Origin of the sequence: Paenibacillus sp. J14, from assembly GCF_000518465.1 — a bacterium.
GTDB lineage: Bacteria > Bacillota > Bacilli > Paenibacillales > Paenibacillaceae > Fontibacillus > Fontibacillus barengoltzii.
Genome location: NZ_JADQ01000011.1, coordinates 63,775 through 83,625 on the forward strand (window position 1 = coordinate 63,775; position 19,851 = coordinate 83,625).

The 19,851-nt window shown below is 44.7% G+C and carries 10 protein-coding genes; all 10 read right to left on the minus strand.

Annotated features, from left to right (window positions below; translation table 11 throughout):
- Positions 1–619 precede the first annotated feature (619 nt).
- Positions 620–3,925 (minus strand): SwmB domain-containing protein, encoded by a 3,306-nt coding sequence (locus M891_RS23400; protein WP_051416854.1) that lies wholly within the window; start codon positions 3,923–3,925, stop codon positions 620–622.
- 171 nt (positions 3,926–4,096) lie between these two features.
- A complete protein-coding gene (gene metK / locus M891_RS0105735; RefSeq protein WP_028538154.1) occupies positions 4,097–5,299 on the minus strand; it encodes a methionine adenosyltransferase in 1,203 nt (400 codons plus the stop codon).
- A 175-nt stretch (positions 5,300–5,474) separates the two neighbouring features.
- Positions 5,475–5,747: an alpha/beta-type small acid-soluble spore protein gene (locus tag M891_RS0105740; protein ID WP_028538155.1), complete on the minus strand. Its 273-nt coding sequence runs from the start codon at positions 5,745–5,747 to the stop codon at positions 5,475–5,477.
- Positions 5,748–5,875: 128 nt separating this feature from the next.
- Positions 5,876–6,382: a hypothetical protein gene (locus tag M891_RS0105745; RefSeq protein ID WP_016314147.1), complete on the minus strand. Its 507-nt coding sequence runs from the start codon at positions 6,380–6,382 to the stop codon at positions 5,876–5,878.
- A gap of 98 nt (positions 6,383–6,480) precedes the next feature.
- Positions 6,481–8,997, minus strand: a complete 2,517-nt coding sequence (locus tag M891_RS0105750) for a hypothetical protein (protein ID WP_232228295.1) — start codon at positions 8,995–8,997, stop codon at positions 6,481–6,483.
- A gap of 150 nt (positions 8,998–9,147) precedes the next feature.
- Positions 9,148–12,240 (minus strand): S-layer homology domain-containing protein, encoded by a 3,093-nt coding sequence (locus M891_RS0105755; protein WP_028538157.1) that lies wholly within the window; start codon positions 12,238–12,240, stop codon positions 9,148–9,150.
- Between the two features lie 507 nt (positions 12,241–12,747).
- Positions 12,748–13,089 (minus strand): hypothetical protein, encoded by a 342-nt coding sequence (locus tag M891_RS0105760; protein WP_028538158.1) that lies wholly within the window; start codon positions 13,087–13,089, stop codon positions 12,748–12,750.
- Between the two features lie 140 nt (positions 13,090–13,229).
- Positions 13,230–17,195 carry an S-layer homology domain-containing protein gene (locus tag M891_RS0105765; protein WP_028538159.1) on the minus strand — a complete coding sequence of 1,322 codons (3,966 nt, stop codon included), beginning with the start codon at positions 17,193–17,195 and terminating at the stop codon, positions 13,230–13,232.
- Positions 17,196–17,854: 659 nt separating this feature from the next.
- A complete protein-coding gene (locus tag M891_RS0105770; protein WP_028538160.1) occupies positions 17,855–18,976 on the minus strand; it encodes a glycosyltransferase family 4 protein in 1,122 nt (373 codons plus the stop codon).
- A gap of 112 nt (positions 18,977–19,088) precedes the next feature.
- Positions 19,089–19,850, minus strand: coding sequence for a WecB/TagA/CpsF family glycosyltransferase (locus M891_RS0105775; protein ID WP_028538161.1), 762 nt, complete (start codon positions 19,848–19,850; stop codon positions 19,089–19,091).
- Position 19,851 lies beyond the last annotated feature (1 nt).

Genomic DNA, 19,851 nt, shown 5'->3' on the forward strand with positions numbered 1-19,851 from the left:
AAGCTAGTCCCTTATTAATAGACTACTTTTATGCCGAAAAGTTACGAAATTTAGCAAGATTGTTAAAGGAACCTATCAACTTCTTTACTTTTGTGGAATAGAGATGTGAGTAATGTGGATATTGGGGATAAAATCTGTGGAAAACTAGGATAACTTTTGTTTGTTACTCCTATCGGATGTGCTTATCTTCTGTGGATAATGTGAATTCCGTGGATAACTTGTGAGCAAACATCCCCAAAAGGAGGTCTCACTCCGCCTTGCTCAACTCCGAATACCAAACTTATGCACTTATTCACTTATGCACTTGATCATTTACTCAATTGTCACTAAGTCACTAACCCGCTCAGCCGCTTACGCCTGTACGCCCCTTTTCACGACTCTTTTGCACGATGATCCCTTTCGTTCAGAACGATGGGGCCTTAATTTAGTTACCGTGCGGATCGCCCCTCAATGTAACGGTTGATAAGTCCTCTCTTACCGAACACCTTTTTAGCCCTTTTCCACAACCTGATGCAACGGGATAATCCTCGAAAGCGATCTGGCCATATGCATTCCCCTGCCACGTCAAAAAAAATCCCGACACCAGGGTTCGTCCCCTAGTGCCGGGAATCATTGTGGATTAAATGTAGTTCAGTTTATCCAATACACGCTTCAGCATGACCGCCGCTTGCGCACGTGTCGCATTGCCTTGCGGCTGGAACGTATTTGTCGTTATGCCCTGAATGATGCCTTCCTTCACGGCTTTAGCCACCGTGTCCTTGGACTGGATCTTCGCCGCATCCTTGAATTTCGTCAACGTTGCCGCACTGGCTCCGTTCATCGACGTATTGTAACCGGCGTATTCCATCGCCCGCACCATCATCAGCGCCATTTGCTCCCGCGTGATGTTGCTGTTCGGCTTAAACGTGCCGTCGGTATTGCCGTTAATAATCCCGGCCTTCGCCGCCGCCCCGATGTACGCCGCTGTCGTCCCAGAAGAAACGTCCGGGAAGCGACGGGCATAGGATTCATCTCCAGTCAGTCCGAGGCCTTTTGCAATGTAGACCGCAAATTCAGCACGGGTGATTTTTTTCTCCGGTTCAAACTTCGACCCCGAAGCAGCCGTTACGATCAAGCGACTGGCCAACTCATTAATGTCCGCACGAGCCCAATGCTTGGTCGTGTCAGAGAAGTAACTGTAGCCCACCGCCGGACCAACTACAGCATTGCCGTTAATCTTCCCATTAAAGATGATTGCACTGCCGCTAGTTGTTGTTTTAGACGGAACAAAAGATACGGTTTGTGTATTTACGTCATATTTCATAAGCAAAAATTGACCATTAGGCGAAGTATTTGTCGCTCGGAAGTAAAGTTGTCCGTTGTGGGACACCTCTACCGCGTTTTGCGAATTCACTCCGTTAAATGCTGACACATAGATTTGCACCGGGTCCGTCATCGGGGTTGTTGTGACTCCATTACTGTAGTTCGTCCCCGGTAATTGTGCTTTCGTGACCGTCTCCAGTTGAATGGTAAGATAAGCTGAGTTTAATGCACTGACATTAAGCAACCTGGAAATTTCGGTAAACGGAATCTTTTCCACCGGCAATTCATACATCACATGATTATATTTGACCATAAACGAAGCCGTTTTTCCTCGACTATAAACATCCATCAGTGCACTAAGTGGAACAACCACTTCTGCTGCTTTCTCGGTAGAAGGTACCTCAAATACCACTTTGCGGACTGAAGCGTTGCTGTCTACTAAATATCTAAAAGCCGTCTGCAGCTTGGTATTATCGATTGTATATTTTTTTGTTCCTGCGCCTAAACGCGACCGGCTGTCAGTAGCTTGGGCCGTATTCACGTTTAACAGATATCCACTAACTCCGAACTGAGCATTACTCATGACGGTCAGATAATCCGGTTGGACCCCGTTTGGCGTTGTAGACTGACCACCCATTAAGTTTTGTACCGATAAATTATTAAAGCTTTTTATCATGTTGCCCAGATTATCATATAAAGGTGCCGCACCTGTCAGATAGGACAATGTTACGACCTGCCCGGCTGTTACAGCAGAGCTCAGTTTCAGGATGACCGTATTGCCACTAATAGTCGCGGATTGAACCCCACGGTTCACGTTATCCACATTTACGTAGAATTGATTAACCGGAACATATGACGCCGACTTCAATGTAGAATTGAACGTTATCGTTAGCGTATCTCCCGTGACCGTGGCTGAACGCACCCCCTCAACTACGGTACTGTATGTTACCGGCTGCAGGTTGATGTAACCCGCCAGGTTTCCATTTAGATCCGCGATGCCACCTGTACCCGATACATAAGATAACGTTACGTTCTGATCTTTTGTAAATGACGAAGCCAAGGTTAGGATCACTTGGTTGGATACAATTTCAACACCTGTGACATATACCGGTGCATTATTAACCAGTATCGAAAATTGGCTTTTTAACGGTGTCGGGCTGGTACGCAATGCTTCATTATACGTTAAGATCACTTTGTTGCCAGAACCCTCAACCCCTTGAAATACAGGTGCCACTGAATCATATGTGTTGCGAACAAAGTAATCGGTGAAGCCCGCGATATCAAAACCGCGGTAATCCTGCAGTGGATAAGAACCTGGTGTATAGGATACTTTGACAACATCACCGTTCGAAATCAAGCTGGACAAATACAGCGTAATGGTTGAGCCGCTATGGGATAGACTACTTATCCCCCTGGAACTTCCATTAGCCGTAACCGTGAATTGTTGATAAGCATAACTCGAAGGGCTCTTAAGTGAATCACTAAAATACAACGTGACCGTGTTGCTAGTTGCATACCCGTCTTTTGGCTTCGGCATAACCGAGTCAATCCCGTTAGTAACTACTTTTCCGGTGAAGGCAGCCGCAGCATTTCCGGCCACATCCCGAATCCCCGAAGTGCTACCCGTATAACTGATTTTCACATCCTGCCCGACAGCTACACCAGTCTCTAGGTTTACATATACAGCATCCCCGGATACGGTAACATAACTAATCCGACGTGTTTCTCCATTCACTGTCACTGTGAAATAGGAAGTGGGCAAATTTGAAGTGGACAGCAATGGCTCATTGTACAATAACCGAATAGCTGTGTTGCTATACATCGTTGCGCTTTGGAGTACGGGTGCAGTTTTATCAGGAGCAGCAGTTTGGAAGCTCCAACGATTACTTCCACTTATTCCTGCATAATAAATTAATGTATTCTGAGCATCGTAAATCCCGTTCCCCGCAATTTCAATATAATAACTAGTACCCGCCTCCAGCGTTGAACTTGTTGGATAGATCGTCACAAGATTGGAACTCGCCGACACCGTAATAGGTACGATTGCATTGTTGCTAGATTTTTTAAGCGTAATTCCCCCATTTGCAACACCAGGATTCAATCTAATATTTCGGTTAAACGTAATCGTTGGTTTGGTGTTAATGCTGACATTCGTACTCCCATTGCTCGGACTAAAGGATGCAGATAGTGCCGTCGTTGAAGATTTGGCTGTCGTAAAAGACCAGCTATAGGCTGCCGTAGTTTCACCGCTTCCTTCGATAGTAAAAGCATCCTCAGGCAAAGAAACGGTGTACACTGTGTTATATTGCAATAAAGTTGGTGGCGTCAATATAATAGAATCTCTATAAGTAGATTCCGTAACGGTAATTTCTTTTTTATCTGTCACCCCGCCCAAACTTGTAGATATCGTATACATCTGCGTTCCGTTCGTCTTGATTCTCGCCCCAGGAACGCTGATCTGCAGTTTGGTATCGACTGGAACATTCGTAGAACCGTTCGCGGGAACCACAGTAGGTAATGGTGCAGTGGCACTTGCCGCGCTCGCAACGTCCTCTCCCCATACTCCTATGAACATATTAAATATCATCGCAATAACAATCCATAACGAGAGTTTCTTTTTCATTTCCTTTCCCCTTCCCCGGTTGCAATCATATATGTAAAGTAAAAAATGATACGAGTTCAAGACATACCTATAATTAATAACGGCAAAAGGTAGCAGCGAGTTTAGAATTCAGGGAATAAAAAAGGATACTCGCTCAAATAGATGAGTATCCTTGTCTTAAGCAATATACAATTACAGCCCTGCTTGTGCCTTTAACAACTCGGCCTTGTCCACTCTTTCCCAGGGCAGATCGATGTCCGTACGGCCAAAATGACCATAAGCAGCAGTTTGACGATAAATCGGGCGACGCAGATCCAGCATACGAATGATTCCCGCTGGGCGCAGGTCGAAGTTCTCCCGCACGAGCTCCACCAGCTTCTCTTCCGGTACTTTACCAGTTCCATACGTATCGACGTTGATGGAGACCGGGTTGGCAACGCCAATCGCATATGCCAATTGGATTTCCACTTTATCAGCCAGCCCTGCAGCAACCAGGTTTTTCGCTACGTAACGAGCGGCATACGCTGCAGATCGGTCTACCTTTGTCGGGTCTTTCCCCGAGAAAGCCCCGCCGCCATGACGAGCATAACCGCCATACGTATCTACAATGATTTTGCGTCCCGTTAGGCCGGCATCCCCTTGAGGTCCGCCAATAACAAAACGCCCTGTCGGGTTAATAAAATATTTCGTATCCCCGTCCAGCAGCTCCGCGGGAACGACAGGGAGGATAACATGCTGCTTAATATCTCTTTGAATTTGATCCAAAGTAATTTCCTCAGCATGCTGCGTAGATACGACAATCGTGTCTACACGTTTCGGCTTGCCGTCAATATATTCAATCGTCACCTGGGTTTTACCGTCGGGACGAAGATAATCTAGCGTTCCGTCTTTACGCACTTCGGAAAGGCGGCGTGCAATCCGATGCGAAAGGGCTATCGGTAACGGCATTAACTCCGGTGTTTCGTTTGTAGCAAACCCGAACATTAAGCCCTGGTCGCCAGCCCCGATATTTTCTGTCTCTTTATCGACCTGTGCCTGATCGCGACTTTCCAGAGCGGCGTTTACGCCTTGCGCGATATCCGCCGACTGTTCATTCAGCGATGTCAGAACGGCGCAGGTACTGTAGTCAAAACCATATTTAGCACGCGTATAGCCGATTTCCTTAACCGTCTTACGAACGATCGCTGGAATATCGACATACTCGGATTTCGTACTGATCTCCCCGATTACCAGCACCAACCCAGTGGCTACAGACACTTCGCAGGCTACCCGAGCATAAGGGTCATTTGCCAAAAAAGCATCAAGTACCGCATCGGAAATTTGGTCGCAAATTTTATCCGGGTGCCCTTCAGTGACAGACTCGGAAGTAAATAGGTGTCGCCCTTGTACGGACATAGTTTCAACCTCCCTTGGATAGTATGGCTATAGCCTGTCTATCCAATACAATATACTGCCCAATCAAAAAATGAACCTTTCCCAAATCGGAAAAGGTTGGATTAACATCCTCAAAGGAAATAGTATCGCATTTGCCAAGTCATGTCAAAATAATTCATGACTTTTGTGGAATAATTTATAGGATGAAGTTCTGTTCGGCATGCGCGATGAGGCGTTTCGTAATTTCCCCGCCGACAGAGCCGTTTTCGCGGGAAGTCAGATGTCCCCAGCCTCCACTATAGGTTTGCCCGCTGCCAATGGCCCCCAGTTCACCGGCAAATTCCGTATCCGCTCCAGCTCCTGTCGCGCCATACCCTACAGGCAAACCAAACTCAGCAGCAATTTCATATTTCCATTGCTGCAGTACTTGACGACTTTCCGGTACGATTTTCCGATTGCCTCTTGCCATAATCCAGACACCTCCTGAGAAATTGGTTTCAGGAGTAGCATAGCCTCACTTTACCTTCATTACGCTCAGGAAGTATTGTCTGTGCTGCCCATTCCTTCCAAGCAACCGCGCGTCCGGGCATTCTCGGGCTATTTAATTTGGTATCCGCCCCGTACCATGACCGTTAGGTTGTGGGTATCGCCTTCTTGAACTTGAATCCCCCGGCCTTCTCTTGGGAAAGATAACAGGTGATTATTCGTAACTGTGCCGCCATTCGGAATATCCTTACCGTCGGTAAGATCCGCAACCCCGTTGGCATCCGCGCTATAAACGACTGCTTTGCCGGCGCGAACAATAAACTCCGCCCCTGCAGAAGCAATGAGGATCTTGCCTGGTTTGACTTCCACGATTTTTATCTCATCACTGCTAGAACTGCTCCCAGTATCTCCAGTGGAAGGCGCGCTTGGTGAACTGGAGACTCCACCACCAAGAGCTTGCTGAATCGCTTGATCAACGTAGCTCTTCGTAACCACAGGGTCATCTGCGGTTCCTGGCGTCGTCCCTGCCCCTTCCGCTTGCATATTCAGCAGCGATCCTGCCCAAACACTGCCGCCAATCAATACCACGGCCGTTGCGATTTTCCAACCCGTCTTCATCATGTTCCTCCTCTATGACTCTGTTATTGTCTATGATAGAGGTTTTGGTAGAAAGGAACAAGCCCAAATCCGGAGGGATTTGGGCTTATACTGTTCACTTATTCTAAAGATGTTGTTGTATAGTAGAAGCTTTGGCTACCTAACTTCACTTTATGACCCTCAAACAGATCATAAACATTAAGCTGGAACGAACCTGATCTTCTATTCTCAAAAATGCTATCAGTAAAACTGAAGCTTGCACTTCCTCCATTAGTCACTCTAAGATCAGTTTCAGGCGCAAACTCCTTCTCAAACGTGTGACCACTACTATCGACAACTTCAAATAGATACTTATGACCGAACTCACCAATCGCATAATCCATGTTCCGTGTTTGATTATAATCAAATGTTAGCTGAACAGAGGAAGAACCTGATAGTGCAGCTCGAGCATTTTTCACCGTTAACTTATATGGGAACAAATCTAGGCTCTCTAAAGTTTTAGATACACTTGGAGAAATAGCCCCGCCTAATTCAAATGCAGCAGCATTCACATAGCCGTTGGGTTCTCCTTTAATCGGAGTCAGTTTATTATCAGTTATTCCTTCTCCCACAATAAGTTTTATGTCACTTGTTGAAATCGACTTTGGTATTTTAGCCCAGAGCGCAACAATACTCTTCTGGTCAGGCGCTGCTGAAGTATCAATTTGACTAGCACTCGCTTTATAGCTGTGTCCGTTCGAACTTTGATAAGCACCTATGAATTGAGAAAGATCAATTTGATGATCTTCAGTGTTTGTGACTTCTAATTCGGTATAAATCAAATCAGAAGAAGCACTACTATAAACCAATGACCGCAACACTTTTACTTCCTCTTGTCTACCCATAGTTTCAATAGAATAAGTTTCACCTTTAGCAACAGATTTGAGTTCAGGAATTGCTCCTGCATGTCCAAATTGAACCCAATTCGTCGTGGCGGTTTCCCCTAATTTTTCCAATATTGAAATTTGAAGTTGACTAAAATCTAAATAACTTGGGACTTTTGATACTACATATAAATCTGTAGACATACCTGCACCTAGTAAACCAACACTTTGGCTAGAGATTAATTTAGTTTCATTGGTCATCTTTGCTGAGTCCACTTTCAATTCCCCTGCTAATCCCGGCAAAAGAATGGTCTTATAGCCTGTATTTCTAATTGTAACCTTTGCCGAAACGATATCCCCATCGCTCCAAGGTAATCTTTGAATTGAGGATAAAGTAACCCCTAATATACCATTATTTGTTTGAACAAATTGCGTTTGACCAATCATATTCTGACTTGGTTGAACTTCAGGAACCAAAAAGATTCCAACAGGATAAGTGAAGGTATCCTTTGAATCGGCTACCGCAGGTAGACTCATAAACAATTGTGGTTTTGTTGCGTTAACATTTGCTGGTATATTCACATTAAGATTTATTACTCGCTCTTCAAGTGGTTGCAAAGATAAGTTGTCTGTAACCTGTGTTGTAATAGGCAACCGATACCCTTCCGATGTTTGTAACTCAAACTGATACTTAGGCAATGTAATTGTTGAGCCACTAGTATTTCTAATATTTAATCGAATAGATAGGTCGTGTTCATCAAAACTTTCTAACATCGAAGCACTGGTCAGTTTTACTGCAATCTTACCACTTCCAAGAGGAATGAATTTCTCGACATTCGATTCAGTTGCGAGTGATTTATTGGTAGCACTCGGCAATTGCATAGTTGCAATAGGCAAACTCAATTTTGATGTCTCATCATCTTGAATAATTTGCAACTCCATATTGGTTAATTTTATACTTTTGGGTATTGAACTCATCAAGTTTAATGTTTTACTATCTTGTGGTTGTATTTTGAAATCGGTACTTGCCGGATCAACTGACATTGGATAGCTTGCACCGTTTGAAGTCTTAATTACAAATTTTACTTTAGGATCTTCAAATATATTATTTCCAATGTTCTGCAAATCAAGCCCTAAACTTACAAAATTATAGTCTCCTGAAGCGTAGGTAGCTACTTGACTTATTTTGACTTTGACAGGTGTGTCAAAGATACGCAATGTTTTAGATTGATCTGCAGGTGTGGATGTTAAATAAGTCGCAGGAATCTTAAACTGCCCTTTCAGGCTTTCATAATTGGATTGGCTAAAATCCCATTTAATCACTTGAAATACAAGATCGCTAATTTTAGTGTTTTTGCCTATTTTTGAAACATAGGTGAGAGTAGTGGAAGAACCAGCGGATAATTTCTTTTTCTCTTTGTCTTTGGTAATCAAGGAAGTACTATAAGTGGTGCCACTTATTGTTTTCACTTTAGACCAATAATCCAACAAATCTAGTGTCTTATTATCACCATTTTGGATTGTTAACGTGTAAGTAAGTACATTTTCTTCGTCAAGATTCAGAATATTAACATCAGTCAAGCGCACTGTACTTTTGGTCGTGATCTTAATAGGATTTAAATTTGCTAAAGAATGTACAACCGACTTTGTTTGCTGATTTGTTGTTTTCGTGGTTTTTGCTTTATTTTCGGCTGCCATGACACCATTAGCACCACCACTAACCAGCAATGTTACACTAATCACAACTGCTGCTGTGAATGAGATTTTTCTCAACTCATTTCCTCCCATACAAGTTTGTTCTATAGCTTATAACGTTCTTGAAAGGAAAATGTTTCGTATTATCATTATTTTTCTTAACTACGAAAGCAAAAAAAGCCAGCATGGATAAATCCATGCTGGCTAATTCTTAATTCGAGAATGTTATTAACGCAAACGGTTAACAACACCGCTAAGCGTGAAGGAATCAACAGCATTTGTGCTTGCATCCGTTACTGCTTTAGCATCTCCATTGCTGGACAGCAATTCGATAGATACTACTGCATCGTTGGCCAATGCATTTTCAGTTACGAACGTTACGACCAGTTCGTCTGGATTTGTGCCAACAGCATAGGCAGTGGATACAAGGTCAGTACCTGTTACAGATACTTTAACTACACCAGTACCAGGAACAACATTGATAGCTTCATCAAATTTCACAGTTGCAGTGTATTCTTCACCAGTAGCAACGGTAGTAGGACCGCTCAATACAAACGGCTTACTATCCGAAGGTTTAACAACAGAAGGTTTAATCTTGTCATTAACCGTAATCGGAGCAGCAATAGCTACCACGTTGTTAAACGCATCCTTAGTATTTGCGATAGTTCCTTTCGCTACAAGCTTAACATCGGCTTTAGCAGCAATTTTCTCACCATCAACCAATGTGAAGTTGGCGATAGTATTACCACCATCGTAGCTATAGCCAGTCAGTTTCAAGCCATAGGTATCACTAGTTACTGTAGCGCTTTGGAGTTGGAACTCATTAGCATCTACGTTAATCAATTTACCTGCAAATTTTACAGTGATCTTGTCTTTTGCAGTTGCATTAACTTCGCTCACTGTGATATTAGCATAGTCAGTGCCAATTGCAGGAGAGATGCTACCAGAATCTTTATAGGCAAAGTTACCATCTTGGTCAGCAATCAAGGATACTTTCAACTGTACTGTATTGTAGTTGGAAGTTCTATTGATAGCTTTGTCTGTGTAAGGAACAATAATCTTAGCAACTTCAGGTGTAACCAATTCTACAGATGCATCCGAAGGAAGCGCTTCGAAGTCAGCACCTGTACCCCAATCGATGATGTACTTAGCAATCTCGGTTGCACTACCAACACCGGATGTTGCAACTGGTTTGCTGAACATTACATAGAAGTAAACATCACGTTTAGTAGTAGTAGTGTTTTGCTCTTCAACCCAGAATCTAGTTACAGTCAACGCGGAAGTGTCGCCAACTTCAAATGTTTTCGAAACAGGCAGAATTGTGTTTGGTACATATGCGTTGTCTTGAACACCAGAAACTTCCAAAGTATAAGTTCCTTTATCCAACTTGCCACTCAACTCAATTGTTGCTTCATCCTTGTCAGAGTTGAAAGTAATAGCTTTAACTGGGTGTCCGCTTGCATCCAAACCTTTGCCAACAACTACTTTACCGTCTTTGTCCTTAACGGTATAGTTAGCTTGTTTAGCGCCTGTAGTGTTAGTGTCGCCATCATAAACTGGTTCACTGTATTTTACTTTCAATACATGGTTACCAGCCGAGTTCACTTCAACACTCACGCCAGTAACTTCAGGGCGAGCGGTGTCAAGTTCAGGAGTGATTTTCACTTCTCTGTTTGCACTGTTGCCGCTGTAGTCAGTTACACCTTCGATGACGATAGTATTTTCACCTACGCTAAGCGCATTTGCTTTAGTGAATTTAACCGTCACCTTGTTACTAGCTTTATCCAAGGTAACATCGCCAGTTTTGGAAGAAATACCGTTATAGATTTTGCTTACGGATTTCACCGGCTCGTCAAATTCAATTGTAACTTTAGTGAGATCAGAAGACTCAGCCTTAACTACAGCAGGAGCTTCTTTATCTTCCGCTACCGAGAAAGAAGTTTCTACAGGAACTACTTTCAAACCGGAGAAATCTTGAACATTGCTAACAGTCAGTTTATGGTCGCCTACTTCAGTGTCAGTTGTAATAATTACACTGTTAGGGAACGCATATTCAACATAACCAGCAATGGATTTTCCGTCAATTTTGTAGTTCGAGCTAGCACTTGCAGTTGCACGATCGATTGGCTCGGAGAATACAACTTTAATTGCTTTCGTACCAAGACCTACAACTTCTTTAACAGCAGGAGTCGTAACGTCAACTGGAGTGAATTTAACTTCTTGTTTCAGAGTTCTAGTCTTATCGGAGCTCTTCACACCGTCAACAGTGATTTTGGTTTCTGTTTGGTTAACCAATTGGTTACCACCGTTAGCGGAGTAGTATTCACCTTCAAGCGTCAGAACAACACTGCGAGCATCAGAGGACAATTCAGCGCTCTTGATTTCTCTGTTCAGCTTGTAGTTAGAAATTGCTTCTGCACTAGCCTTATCCACTTCACCGTCAAACTTAACAGTGATTTGTTTCAGGTTGTCTGCAGACACACTTTCTACTTTCGTAGCTGCGGTTACAACATAAGTAACTTTAGCAGTGATTTCTTTGCCGTCAGCAGTTTTGAAAGTAACTTCAGTTTCTTTGTTAGCTTCCAATTCTTTTTCCAACGTTACTTTCACTACTTCGCCATTGGAGAGCGTGAACTCAACGTTCTTGCTGTCCAATACTTTGTAGGATTTAACAGTTGGAACTTGAGCAGCTTCGTAGATAGCGTATGCTGCTACAACTGCTTGAGAGCGAGTTGCTTGAGCTTGGTAGTTGATGCCGTCAGCCAGGTAACCAGCGTTAACAGCTGCTGCTACATAACCTTTAGCCCATTCGGACGCAGTGTTGTTAGCGTCAGCAGGAACTTCCAGTTTCAGAGCAGTTACCAGAACTTTAGCCAGTTCTTGTACAGTTACTGCGCCGTTCGGATCGAACAGTTTTTTAACTGCGTCTTTACCATTGAGGATGCCAGCTTGTGTAGCAGCTTCAATGTAAGGACGGCCCCAGTGGTTCGCATAGTTCTTATCGTTGTAAGAAGTAGCGTCAACTGGTTCCAGGCTCAGGGAGTTAACGATGATTTTCGCGAGTTCAGCGCGAGTCAGCGTTCTTTCCAAGTGGGACAGGCCGTCTGGGAAGCCAGATACGATACCTGCTTCTTTCAGAGCGTTAAATTGTTGCTCTGGAGTCAGTTTGGCATCAGCACCGAATGCTACGGAAGCAAACATGGAGAATGCCATTGCTGTAGACAAAGCTACGGACAAAATTTTCTTCATAACCTTTTTTTCTCCTCCTTGATTAACTATCACATGAGAGTTTTCTTTAAATGAATAGCTCGTGTTACTCATTAGCCATTGCACCCCCTTTCCAGAGCTTGAGCAGGTTTCCTATAAATTAGGTCTGCAGCAGAACTGCAGAAACTTGTAAACGAGAATGAATAGAATGTAGAAATAGACTAGTTTCCTAATCCTACCTAAACATTATACAATGGGTCCCCAGAGCCGTAAAGCTAATTTTTCTAATAGATAGACAAGTTTCCCTATGAGGGAGACCTTGCCATGTCTAAAACAGTCGCCATTGCCAATGCTCTACATCTTAAACGCAGCAGGTTTCAAAAAGTTGCGGGGGATTTAAAAAAAATTGCGAGATTGTAACTTTTTCTAAGATTCCCCTGTGTTACGCCTTTTTTACTCCCTTACCGCCTGACGGAAATTAGTATAACATGCCGAAATATGTCAGTCATTAAGCAACTTTTCCCATTTTCGCGCTATCTCCATTGTATGTGAGCGCACGACAAATAAGACGTCCAATTTTGGACGCCTTATGGGCATATCTCGTACCCAATTGGCCACAAGTTACCTTACTCTCATGGCCAATTGAATAATACGAGCCCGCATTTGCGGATCGGTATTCAGTTTCTCATACATCTCGTCGATGGCTTTTTTGTTATCTTTGTATGTCTTCTCATGCTTCATCGTGTTATGAGACCATTCAATCAGTTCGTTTTCGGCTGCACGCAGCTCGGTGAATGCGTCATGGAAGCCCGTCTCAATCACAAGACTCTCCATAACTTCCTGGGTTACTTCTTGAAGCTTAGCCGTTTCTTCAATGCGCTTCTCCAATACTTTGGATCTATCCTCAAATTTGCGCTTAGCTTTGGAATAACCCAACTGCGGTTTCGATAGGATCGGTTTCATCTGTTCAAGTTCACCCTTTTGCATATTGTCTATTACTCTGCTTATTTTAACGTAAAGCTCTGGAAAACACAAAAAGATGTAATTGGAAATAAAGAGACGGCCATGGTTAACCTTGGCCGCCTCCAGTCATTGAACGCCTATTAGCTTAGGTTTTTAGGGAAGATAGACGAGCTTTTCTTCAGAAGTTCAACCGCAACTTTCCCTGCCTCAGCTCTCGTCATGTTGTTTTTCGGATTGAAATTGACGGATGCTTTCTTGCTGCCTGCCGTCGTAACACTTTGTCCATCCATGATTTTCGCTTTGTAAACAGCTTGCACGGCTGGACGTGCATAAGGATCAATTCTTCCCGAATCCAGGAATTGCTTAGCCAACGTTGCATTCAACTTACTATCATTAGCCGGAAGCTTCAGTTTGAGTGCACGAGCAATCATCATGGCTGCCTGTTCTCTGGTGATCGGCTCCTCAACCCCAAAGTATCCTTCAGTAATACCTGTAATGATCCCTGCACGGGAGGCCGTTTCAATATACTTGAACTCCCAGGTATCTGTTTTGGCATTTGGTACAACGTCAAAATAAGTTTGAACTTTATTGTCATAATTCAATGGGATATTAAGGCCTTTGACCAGCAATGTAGCAAATTCCCCGCGAGTCGTCAGATCGTCGGCTCCGAACGTATTCGGCTGCAGATTTGCCATAATTCCCTTCGAATACAGAGCATTCAGCATATTCCGTGCCCATGGATGGTTCGTGATATCGCTGAATCCACGGCTTTGCTTCATGACAACATAGTAGCCAAAATCATCAAAAGGCACGGTAATGGTATTGTTCTTCGTATCGACAGTCCCGCCGATATTCTCCCATTCCGAATTTTCGGTGAATCGGAATACCGTTACCGTAGTTCCTGCCTCATCCACGACGCTCTTGTTGAAGGCTAGCTTCAACGTGCCGCGTTGGGAAGGTACAAGCTTTCTTTCTGGTTCTCGTAGCAAGAGATCCCGGAAGTTTTGGGAATCGGAGTACTGCGGCAAAATCGAATATGGCGGCAAACCATTTGTCGCCGGCTTATACGAATCTCCGCTTCCATACTCGCCGTAACCCCCGTTAATCCAGTAAACATCAGAAACTCTAGTGAAATTGCTTGTTTTGGCCGTTGAGTTGAACAACTCAGACAAGTCCTCTGGCAAAGTCAAGGTTGCTAAGCCATTTGGTGTTCTTTCGTCCTTATCAATGTTAAAGAAGTTTCCGTAATCGTTCCGGCGCTCCAAGATCCCGTTCTTAGGATCTGCAATCCCAAATAACAACTTATTGTCCGGATAAAATTTAGTTACGCCACCCTCAGGTACATTTGCTGTTTTTAATACGGTACCTTTAGGGAAAGTTAACTCCAACGCTTTATTAAACGCCGAATACTTCGTGGCCGGTTTCTCCGTCATATACTGCGAATCCACAGCAACAGCACTCGTATAATAAACCTCTATAGTGTCATTAAGCGTTTCGGTTCCACGTATAATTTGAATTTTGATCTTGGTCGTCTTATCCGGTTTGAGCCCTACAAAATCATAGATAAATCTTGCCGGTGCATTTTCAGGCAGGTCCGTACGACGAATGGCTTCCCCTTTATCAATAATGACTCGGGTTGCACCTTCAGCCTCAATATCGAACCGAACAAAGTTCTTGTTAACGATGATCTGATCGCCTACCGTCGGAACCGGAGATAGAATCCGATATGGTGCCAATACGCGAGAAATCTCCAGTCTTTGCAAAGTCCGGGCTCCCGTAGAATTGATAAGCTCCAGATTATATACCTGACTTCCTAACGAATCCAGTGCAATATCCTTAATTCTCAATACAAACTTGCCGTTAAATACAGCCATATCATAACCAACGTCCGGTTTACCGCTCCGAACAATGGTTCCTGTAAGAATTTGTGTGCTTGTCATCGCCGTTGAAGTCAGATCCGCAGTAGGTGCATCTGTTTGGGAATTAAAGACGCTCTCGGAGCCCCGCATTAAGTTAATAATTTTGGCTCCTGCCCCTTGAATGATCAGATCATAATTCTTGGCGCTAGTTTCATAAATCTCTCCAACCAACTTAAACTCAGGCGAGCCCGCAAGAATTTGGGTCAGCTGTGTGTTAGCTCCGCTCGTATCATTCAGATCCAGACCTGTAAACGTTACTGCTGGATCAAAAATCTTCGGACGGAAAACAGTAATGTTCGAGACATTTGTATCCAGAATGTACAGTCTCAACTCTTTAACAACCGTTCTGGAATTCCCCTTACCATCCATGGATACCCCGCTGAATTTAATACGGTTCTCACCATAATATAAGGGGCCGTTAACATCGATCGGCAGTTGAATCGAGAAAGTAGGCGCAGCCGTCGTTGGATTAAAGGCAATAGGAGGCGTCAACTTATCATTAGAAACCCCATTCACAAAAAACTGTGGATTTGACAGGTTTTCAAAGTCGCGATACTCCCCATTAATATCTACGTAAAGGTTCGCTTTACTTGAATCTACCGAAATCGTTTGACCATCGTACAAGCCTTCAACATAGATGTAGTTTTTCGTTGCATACGTAATAGTAGCAATTTTGGATGCACTGGAGGTACCAATGCTAAATTTCACTTGTTGCGTACCACTGGAAAATCCTGTGATTTGGAAAACATGCTGTGTTGCTGTCCCCGTAGTTACAGGAGTAATTGTTGGTCCAGTAGTCCCTCTTGGCAAGTAGACTGCTTTAAGATCACTGCTGTTAAACGCTTGGTCTGCCGTAACCAAAATGTAAAAATTATCTTTATCGGCTTGAGTACCATCCAAATCTGGAAGATCATTGATGTTGACTGGCGGCGTTGAACTGTCCTTCATATATTTCAATCCGGTAACACCAATCTCGCCTGGAAGGTATTTGAAGTTGATATTCAGAGATGTCGAATAAGTTCCATCATATTGCACACTAAGATTAAACTTTTGGTCTCCACTTCCAAAGGTGAATGGCACACTAACTTCAACTAATCTGTATGCACGGGATACACCGTCTGGTGCAGGAATTTCCGTTTCTGTGGCAGTAAATGCCGTGAACGGCGGATTTGTCGTGTTGAAGAAATCCGTCAGTGTCACATTGCCTTTTCCAGCACCTTGCGATGCACCAAAGGCATTACCAGTATCATTTAATAACATCGAGAACTTCAGTGTTCCAGACACAGGCAGTGCCGGTGTTGTGGCTTCTGTGATGGTTGCCACTTTATTGTTCACATCATATTCAGCACCGTTATACTGGACGGCAATCGTATCGAACGGTTTATTTTTATCAAAGTAATAAACGGAGCGCTCAATTGTAACAGAATCCGCGCCGCTTTTAACAGTAATCGTAATTTTGTTAAGGCCTGGTTTCAAATTAAGGGCCGGCGAAAAGAATTTGCCCGTTTGTGTTAATGTAGTGACTAAACCCGTGCCCCCATTCACACTAACGGTTACTTCCGTCGCGTTCTTCACTTCACCGGAGATCGAGACGTTTTCTTTATCTGCAACAACCTCCGAACCCTCGTTTAAGTAAATGGTTCCATAACTGGATCCTAACAATTTCAAATCTTGTACGTATGGAACTTGATCAAATAAAGCATAGAATGTCGATTCACGAGTTATCCCATTCTGGGAACCCGATAACGTAATTCGGTTAAACCCTGGGAATAACGGCAAGTTGGTAACTTTGAACTTATCCTGGAAAGATGACGAGGTATCCCTAGAGATATTCCCATTTTTAAATTGAGAACTATCTGTCTCCCAGACCCCCTCACCCGTAGCCTGATTTGTAACTTTAAAGGTCAAACGTTCAACTTTAACCTTTAGGGAGTCCTCAGTAACCTGAGAATAAGTACCGGTAAAAGTCATCGTAGGAAGCGTTGTTGTATACATTCGGCTATCCCGAGCGACTTGGTCTGGACCGGGAGTGAGTGTTAACGTAGTCGTATTTCTCAGAGTTAAGTCATCCGGAATAAAATAGTTGCCCTGAGCAGCATTGGCCGTAGGTACGAACCCCGATGGCAACAATGTGATGATTAATGCCGTGAGCATTAACCATATAAACGGCTTCTTCAAGCGTTGCATGGATTAATCTCTCCTTTGTCATGTAGTGTGTGTTGATTGTCCCCGTCAAAGTTCTGCAGGGACTGCCCAAAAGCGTCACTTACATATGTTATCGGTCGAAAGTTGGAAGAATTTTAGGAAAACTTGAAAGAGAATCCAACAGAAATCCTGGGATTAAAAAAACGCCGTCTCGGCGTGGTTTGCTCCTTGATTATCCCGTTCGCTCAGTTTCCTCCTCTACAGTAATAGTCCCTCTCCTCTCACCCCACCTCGGCAGCCCCCGTCGCCAGTCTCTTCAGTGACGCTAACGCAGTGACGCTAACGGACCGTAATGACCTTATTCGCCGATTTCCCACCCATTTCCCGATCTAAGGGACACCAGAGATCTTATAGGCCTTGTTCTGACGTGAAATTGGCAAAGTAGCGCGGAATAAAGTCTCCACTGTCCGTTAGACTGCGATCAGGAGCAACAAAGCGCAAATAACGGCTCTGGAGTCCGTTAGATCAGATCAGAGGGCTAGTGACTGGAGGCGTACAGAGCGGTCGAAGGTACTTCGGGCAGGAAGAGGGTACACAGCTGGAACAAGCACAAAAAAACAACCCCTGCGGCTCATCACCGTCAAGGGTTGTCCTATCATCAAGTAAAGAAATGCATAATTGCCCTGCATTTAGGAATGCTATTATTTCGTACCGCGCTCCTCCGACACCTTCATGCGAAGGCGGGCGAGGAAGTCGAGCACGGGGCGCTTCGTTTTGCCAATTAGGCCGATGACTTCGGCACCGATTTGCAGGAAGAAGACCATGACGCAGATGACGACAAACGTCACCCAGTTCGCGTTGTACATCGCAGCCGACGACTGGATCACAGCCAGTACGCCGAAGAAAGCGGCGATGCCGTAAATGATCAGCACCGTCTGACGGTGGCTGAATCCGAGCTCACGCAGGCAATGGTGCAAGTGCCCCTTGTCCGGCGAGAAGATCGGCTTCTTCTGCATCCAGCGGCGCACGATGGCGAACATCGTATCCGAGAGCGGCACACCGATCAGGATCAGCGGCGTCAGGAACGACACGATCGCAATCTGCTTAAAGCCGAGCAACGATAACAGCGCTAAGCTAAAGCCGAGAAATAAGGCGCCCGAGTCTCCCATGAAGATTTTCGCCGGGTGGAAGTTAAAGTACAGGAATCCAATAATGCTGCCCAGCAGCAACAGGCAAAGCAACGCCACCATCACATTGCCCATCAGGAATGCCATGACGGCAATTGTCCCGATCGCAATGGCAGAGACCCCAGCAGCCAACCCGTCCAATCCGTCAATGAGGTTAATGGCATTCGTCACACCAACAATCCACAGGATGGTGAATGGAATGGCCACCCACGTCTCCACTGCAGCGTAGGTGTGAAATGGAATATTCGCAAATTCAATCCGGATATCAAATACGAACACGACCACGCAGGCCGTTGCAATTTGAATTAAAAATTTCAATTTTGCCGGCAAATCGTAGCGATCGTCCAAAGCACCCAGCAGCACGGTAATCGTTCCGCCCACCAGGAAGGCTTTGATAAAGTTCACTTCGCGTACCGTGAATACGTCAGGTAAGAATGGAAGAATCAGAAAAAACGCGATGACAAAAGATAAAAATATCCCTAAACCACCGAGTCTCGGCATGATTCGTGTATGCACTTTGCGCGCATTGGGCACATCCACGGCGCCGACTTTAACAGCGAATTTTTTTACGAGCGGCGTTAGGCCCAAAGCCAAGCCAAGTGATACGATAAACCCGATGATATAGATCATCAACATTCAATTTCGACCTCCAATTGTTCTGCACCGGAATGATTATACTCCGATTAAAGAGAAACACCAACCCCTCATTTGCGCAAAAAATCACAGTAATTCATGGAAATCGAGACTTTTAGCCCATTTTCGTAAGGTTTTCTTTCTCCCGCAGCACGCGTACGGCGAATTTCGGCAACGCCAGCATTCTGCGGAAGCGGGTAGGTTCCTTTAACAACCGGTACAGCCATTCCAACCGAAGCTTCTGGAAGGCCACAGGGGCTCTTTTGGTTCGTCCGGAAATGACGTCAAAACTGCCGCCAACGCCCATCATGACAGGGACGCGCAGGACGTCTTTGTATTTGGCGATCCAAGGCTCCTGCGTGTCTGCCCCCCGGGCAACAAACAGCAGATCAGGCACGGCTTTGACGATTTCGTTGATCACTTCCGGGTCTTGGTCCGGACCGAAGTAGCCGTCACGATATCCCGCAATCGTCGTTCCAGGATATTGCAGAGCCAATCGGCGAGCCGTTTCCTTCACGACGTCTGGCGCTGCACCGAGCAGGTACACCTTCCAACCGCGGCGCTCCCCTTGCTTCATCAATTCGTGCAGCAGATCGTACCCCGGCACGCGTTCTGTCACCGGGTCGCCGCCTTTTTGCGCAGCCCAGACCAGCCCCGTTCCGTCCGGCACAATCAGTTCGGCGGTTTTCATCATCGCTTTATATTCCGGATTCTCAATCGCCGCCATCATCATGATCGGATTGGCCGTAATCACATGGTGCGGCGTCTTGGCGGCAACCACCTCCGTCAAATAAGCGACCGTCTCCTTCATCCCCCATTTGCAGACGGGAACGCCAAAGACCGAAACCGTCGGGATACCTTCCTTGATCATCGTCATC

What these genes read in the sequence shown, in the direction of transcription:
- M891_RS23400 (WP_051416854.1), bottom strand. Translation starts at nt 3,925, where the DNA reads ATGAAAAAGAAACTCTCGTTATGGATTGTTATTGCGATGATATTTAAT.
- metK (WP_028538154.1), bottom strand. Translation starts at nt 5,299, where the DNA reads ATGTCCGTACAAGGGCGACACCTATTTACTTCCGAGTCTGTCACTGAA.
- M891_RS0105740 (WP_028538155.1), bottom strand. Translation starts at nt 5,747, where the DNA reads ATGGCAAGAGGCAATCGGAAAATCGTACCGGAAAGTCGTCAAGTACTG.
- M891_RS0105745 (WP_016314147.1), bottom strand. Translation starts at nt 6,382, where the DNA reads ATGAAGACGGGTTGGAAAATCGCAACGGCCGTGGTATTGATTGGCGGC.
- M891_RS0105755 (WP_028538157.1), bottom strand. Translation starts at nt 12,240, where the DNA reads ATGAGTAACACGAGCTATTCATTTAAAGAAAACTCTCATGTGATAGTT.
- M891_RS0105760 (WP_028538158.1), bottom strand. Translation starts at nt 13,089, where the DNA reads ATGAAACCGATCCTATCGAAACCGCAGTTGGGTTATTCCAAAGCTAAG.
- M891_RS0105765 (WP_028538159.1), bottom strand. Translation starts at nt 17,195, where the DNA reads ATGCAACGCTTGAAGAAGCCGTTTATATGGTTAATGCTCACGGCATTA.
- M891_RS0105770 (WP_028538160.1), bottom strand. Translation starts at nt 18,976, where the DNA reads ATGTTGATGATCTATATCATCGGGTTTATCGTATCACTTGGCTTGGCT.
- M891_RS0105775 (WP_028538161.1), bottom strand. Translation starts at nt 19,850, where the DNA reads ATGACGATGATCAAGGAAGGTATCCCGACGGTTTCGGTCTTTGGCGTT.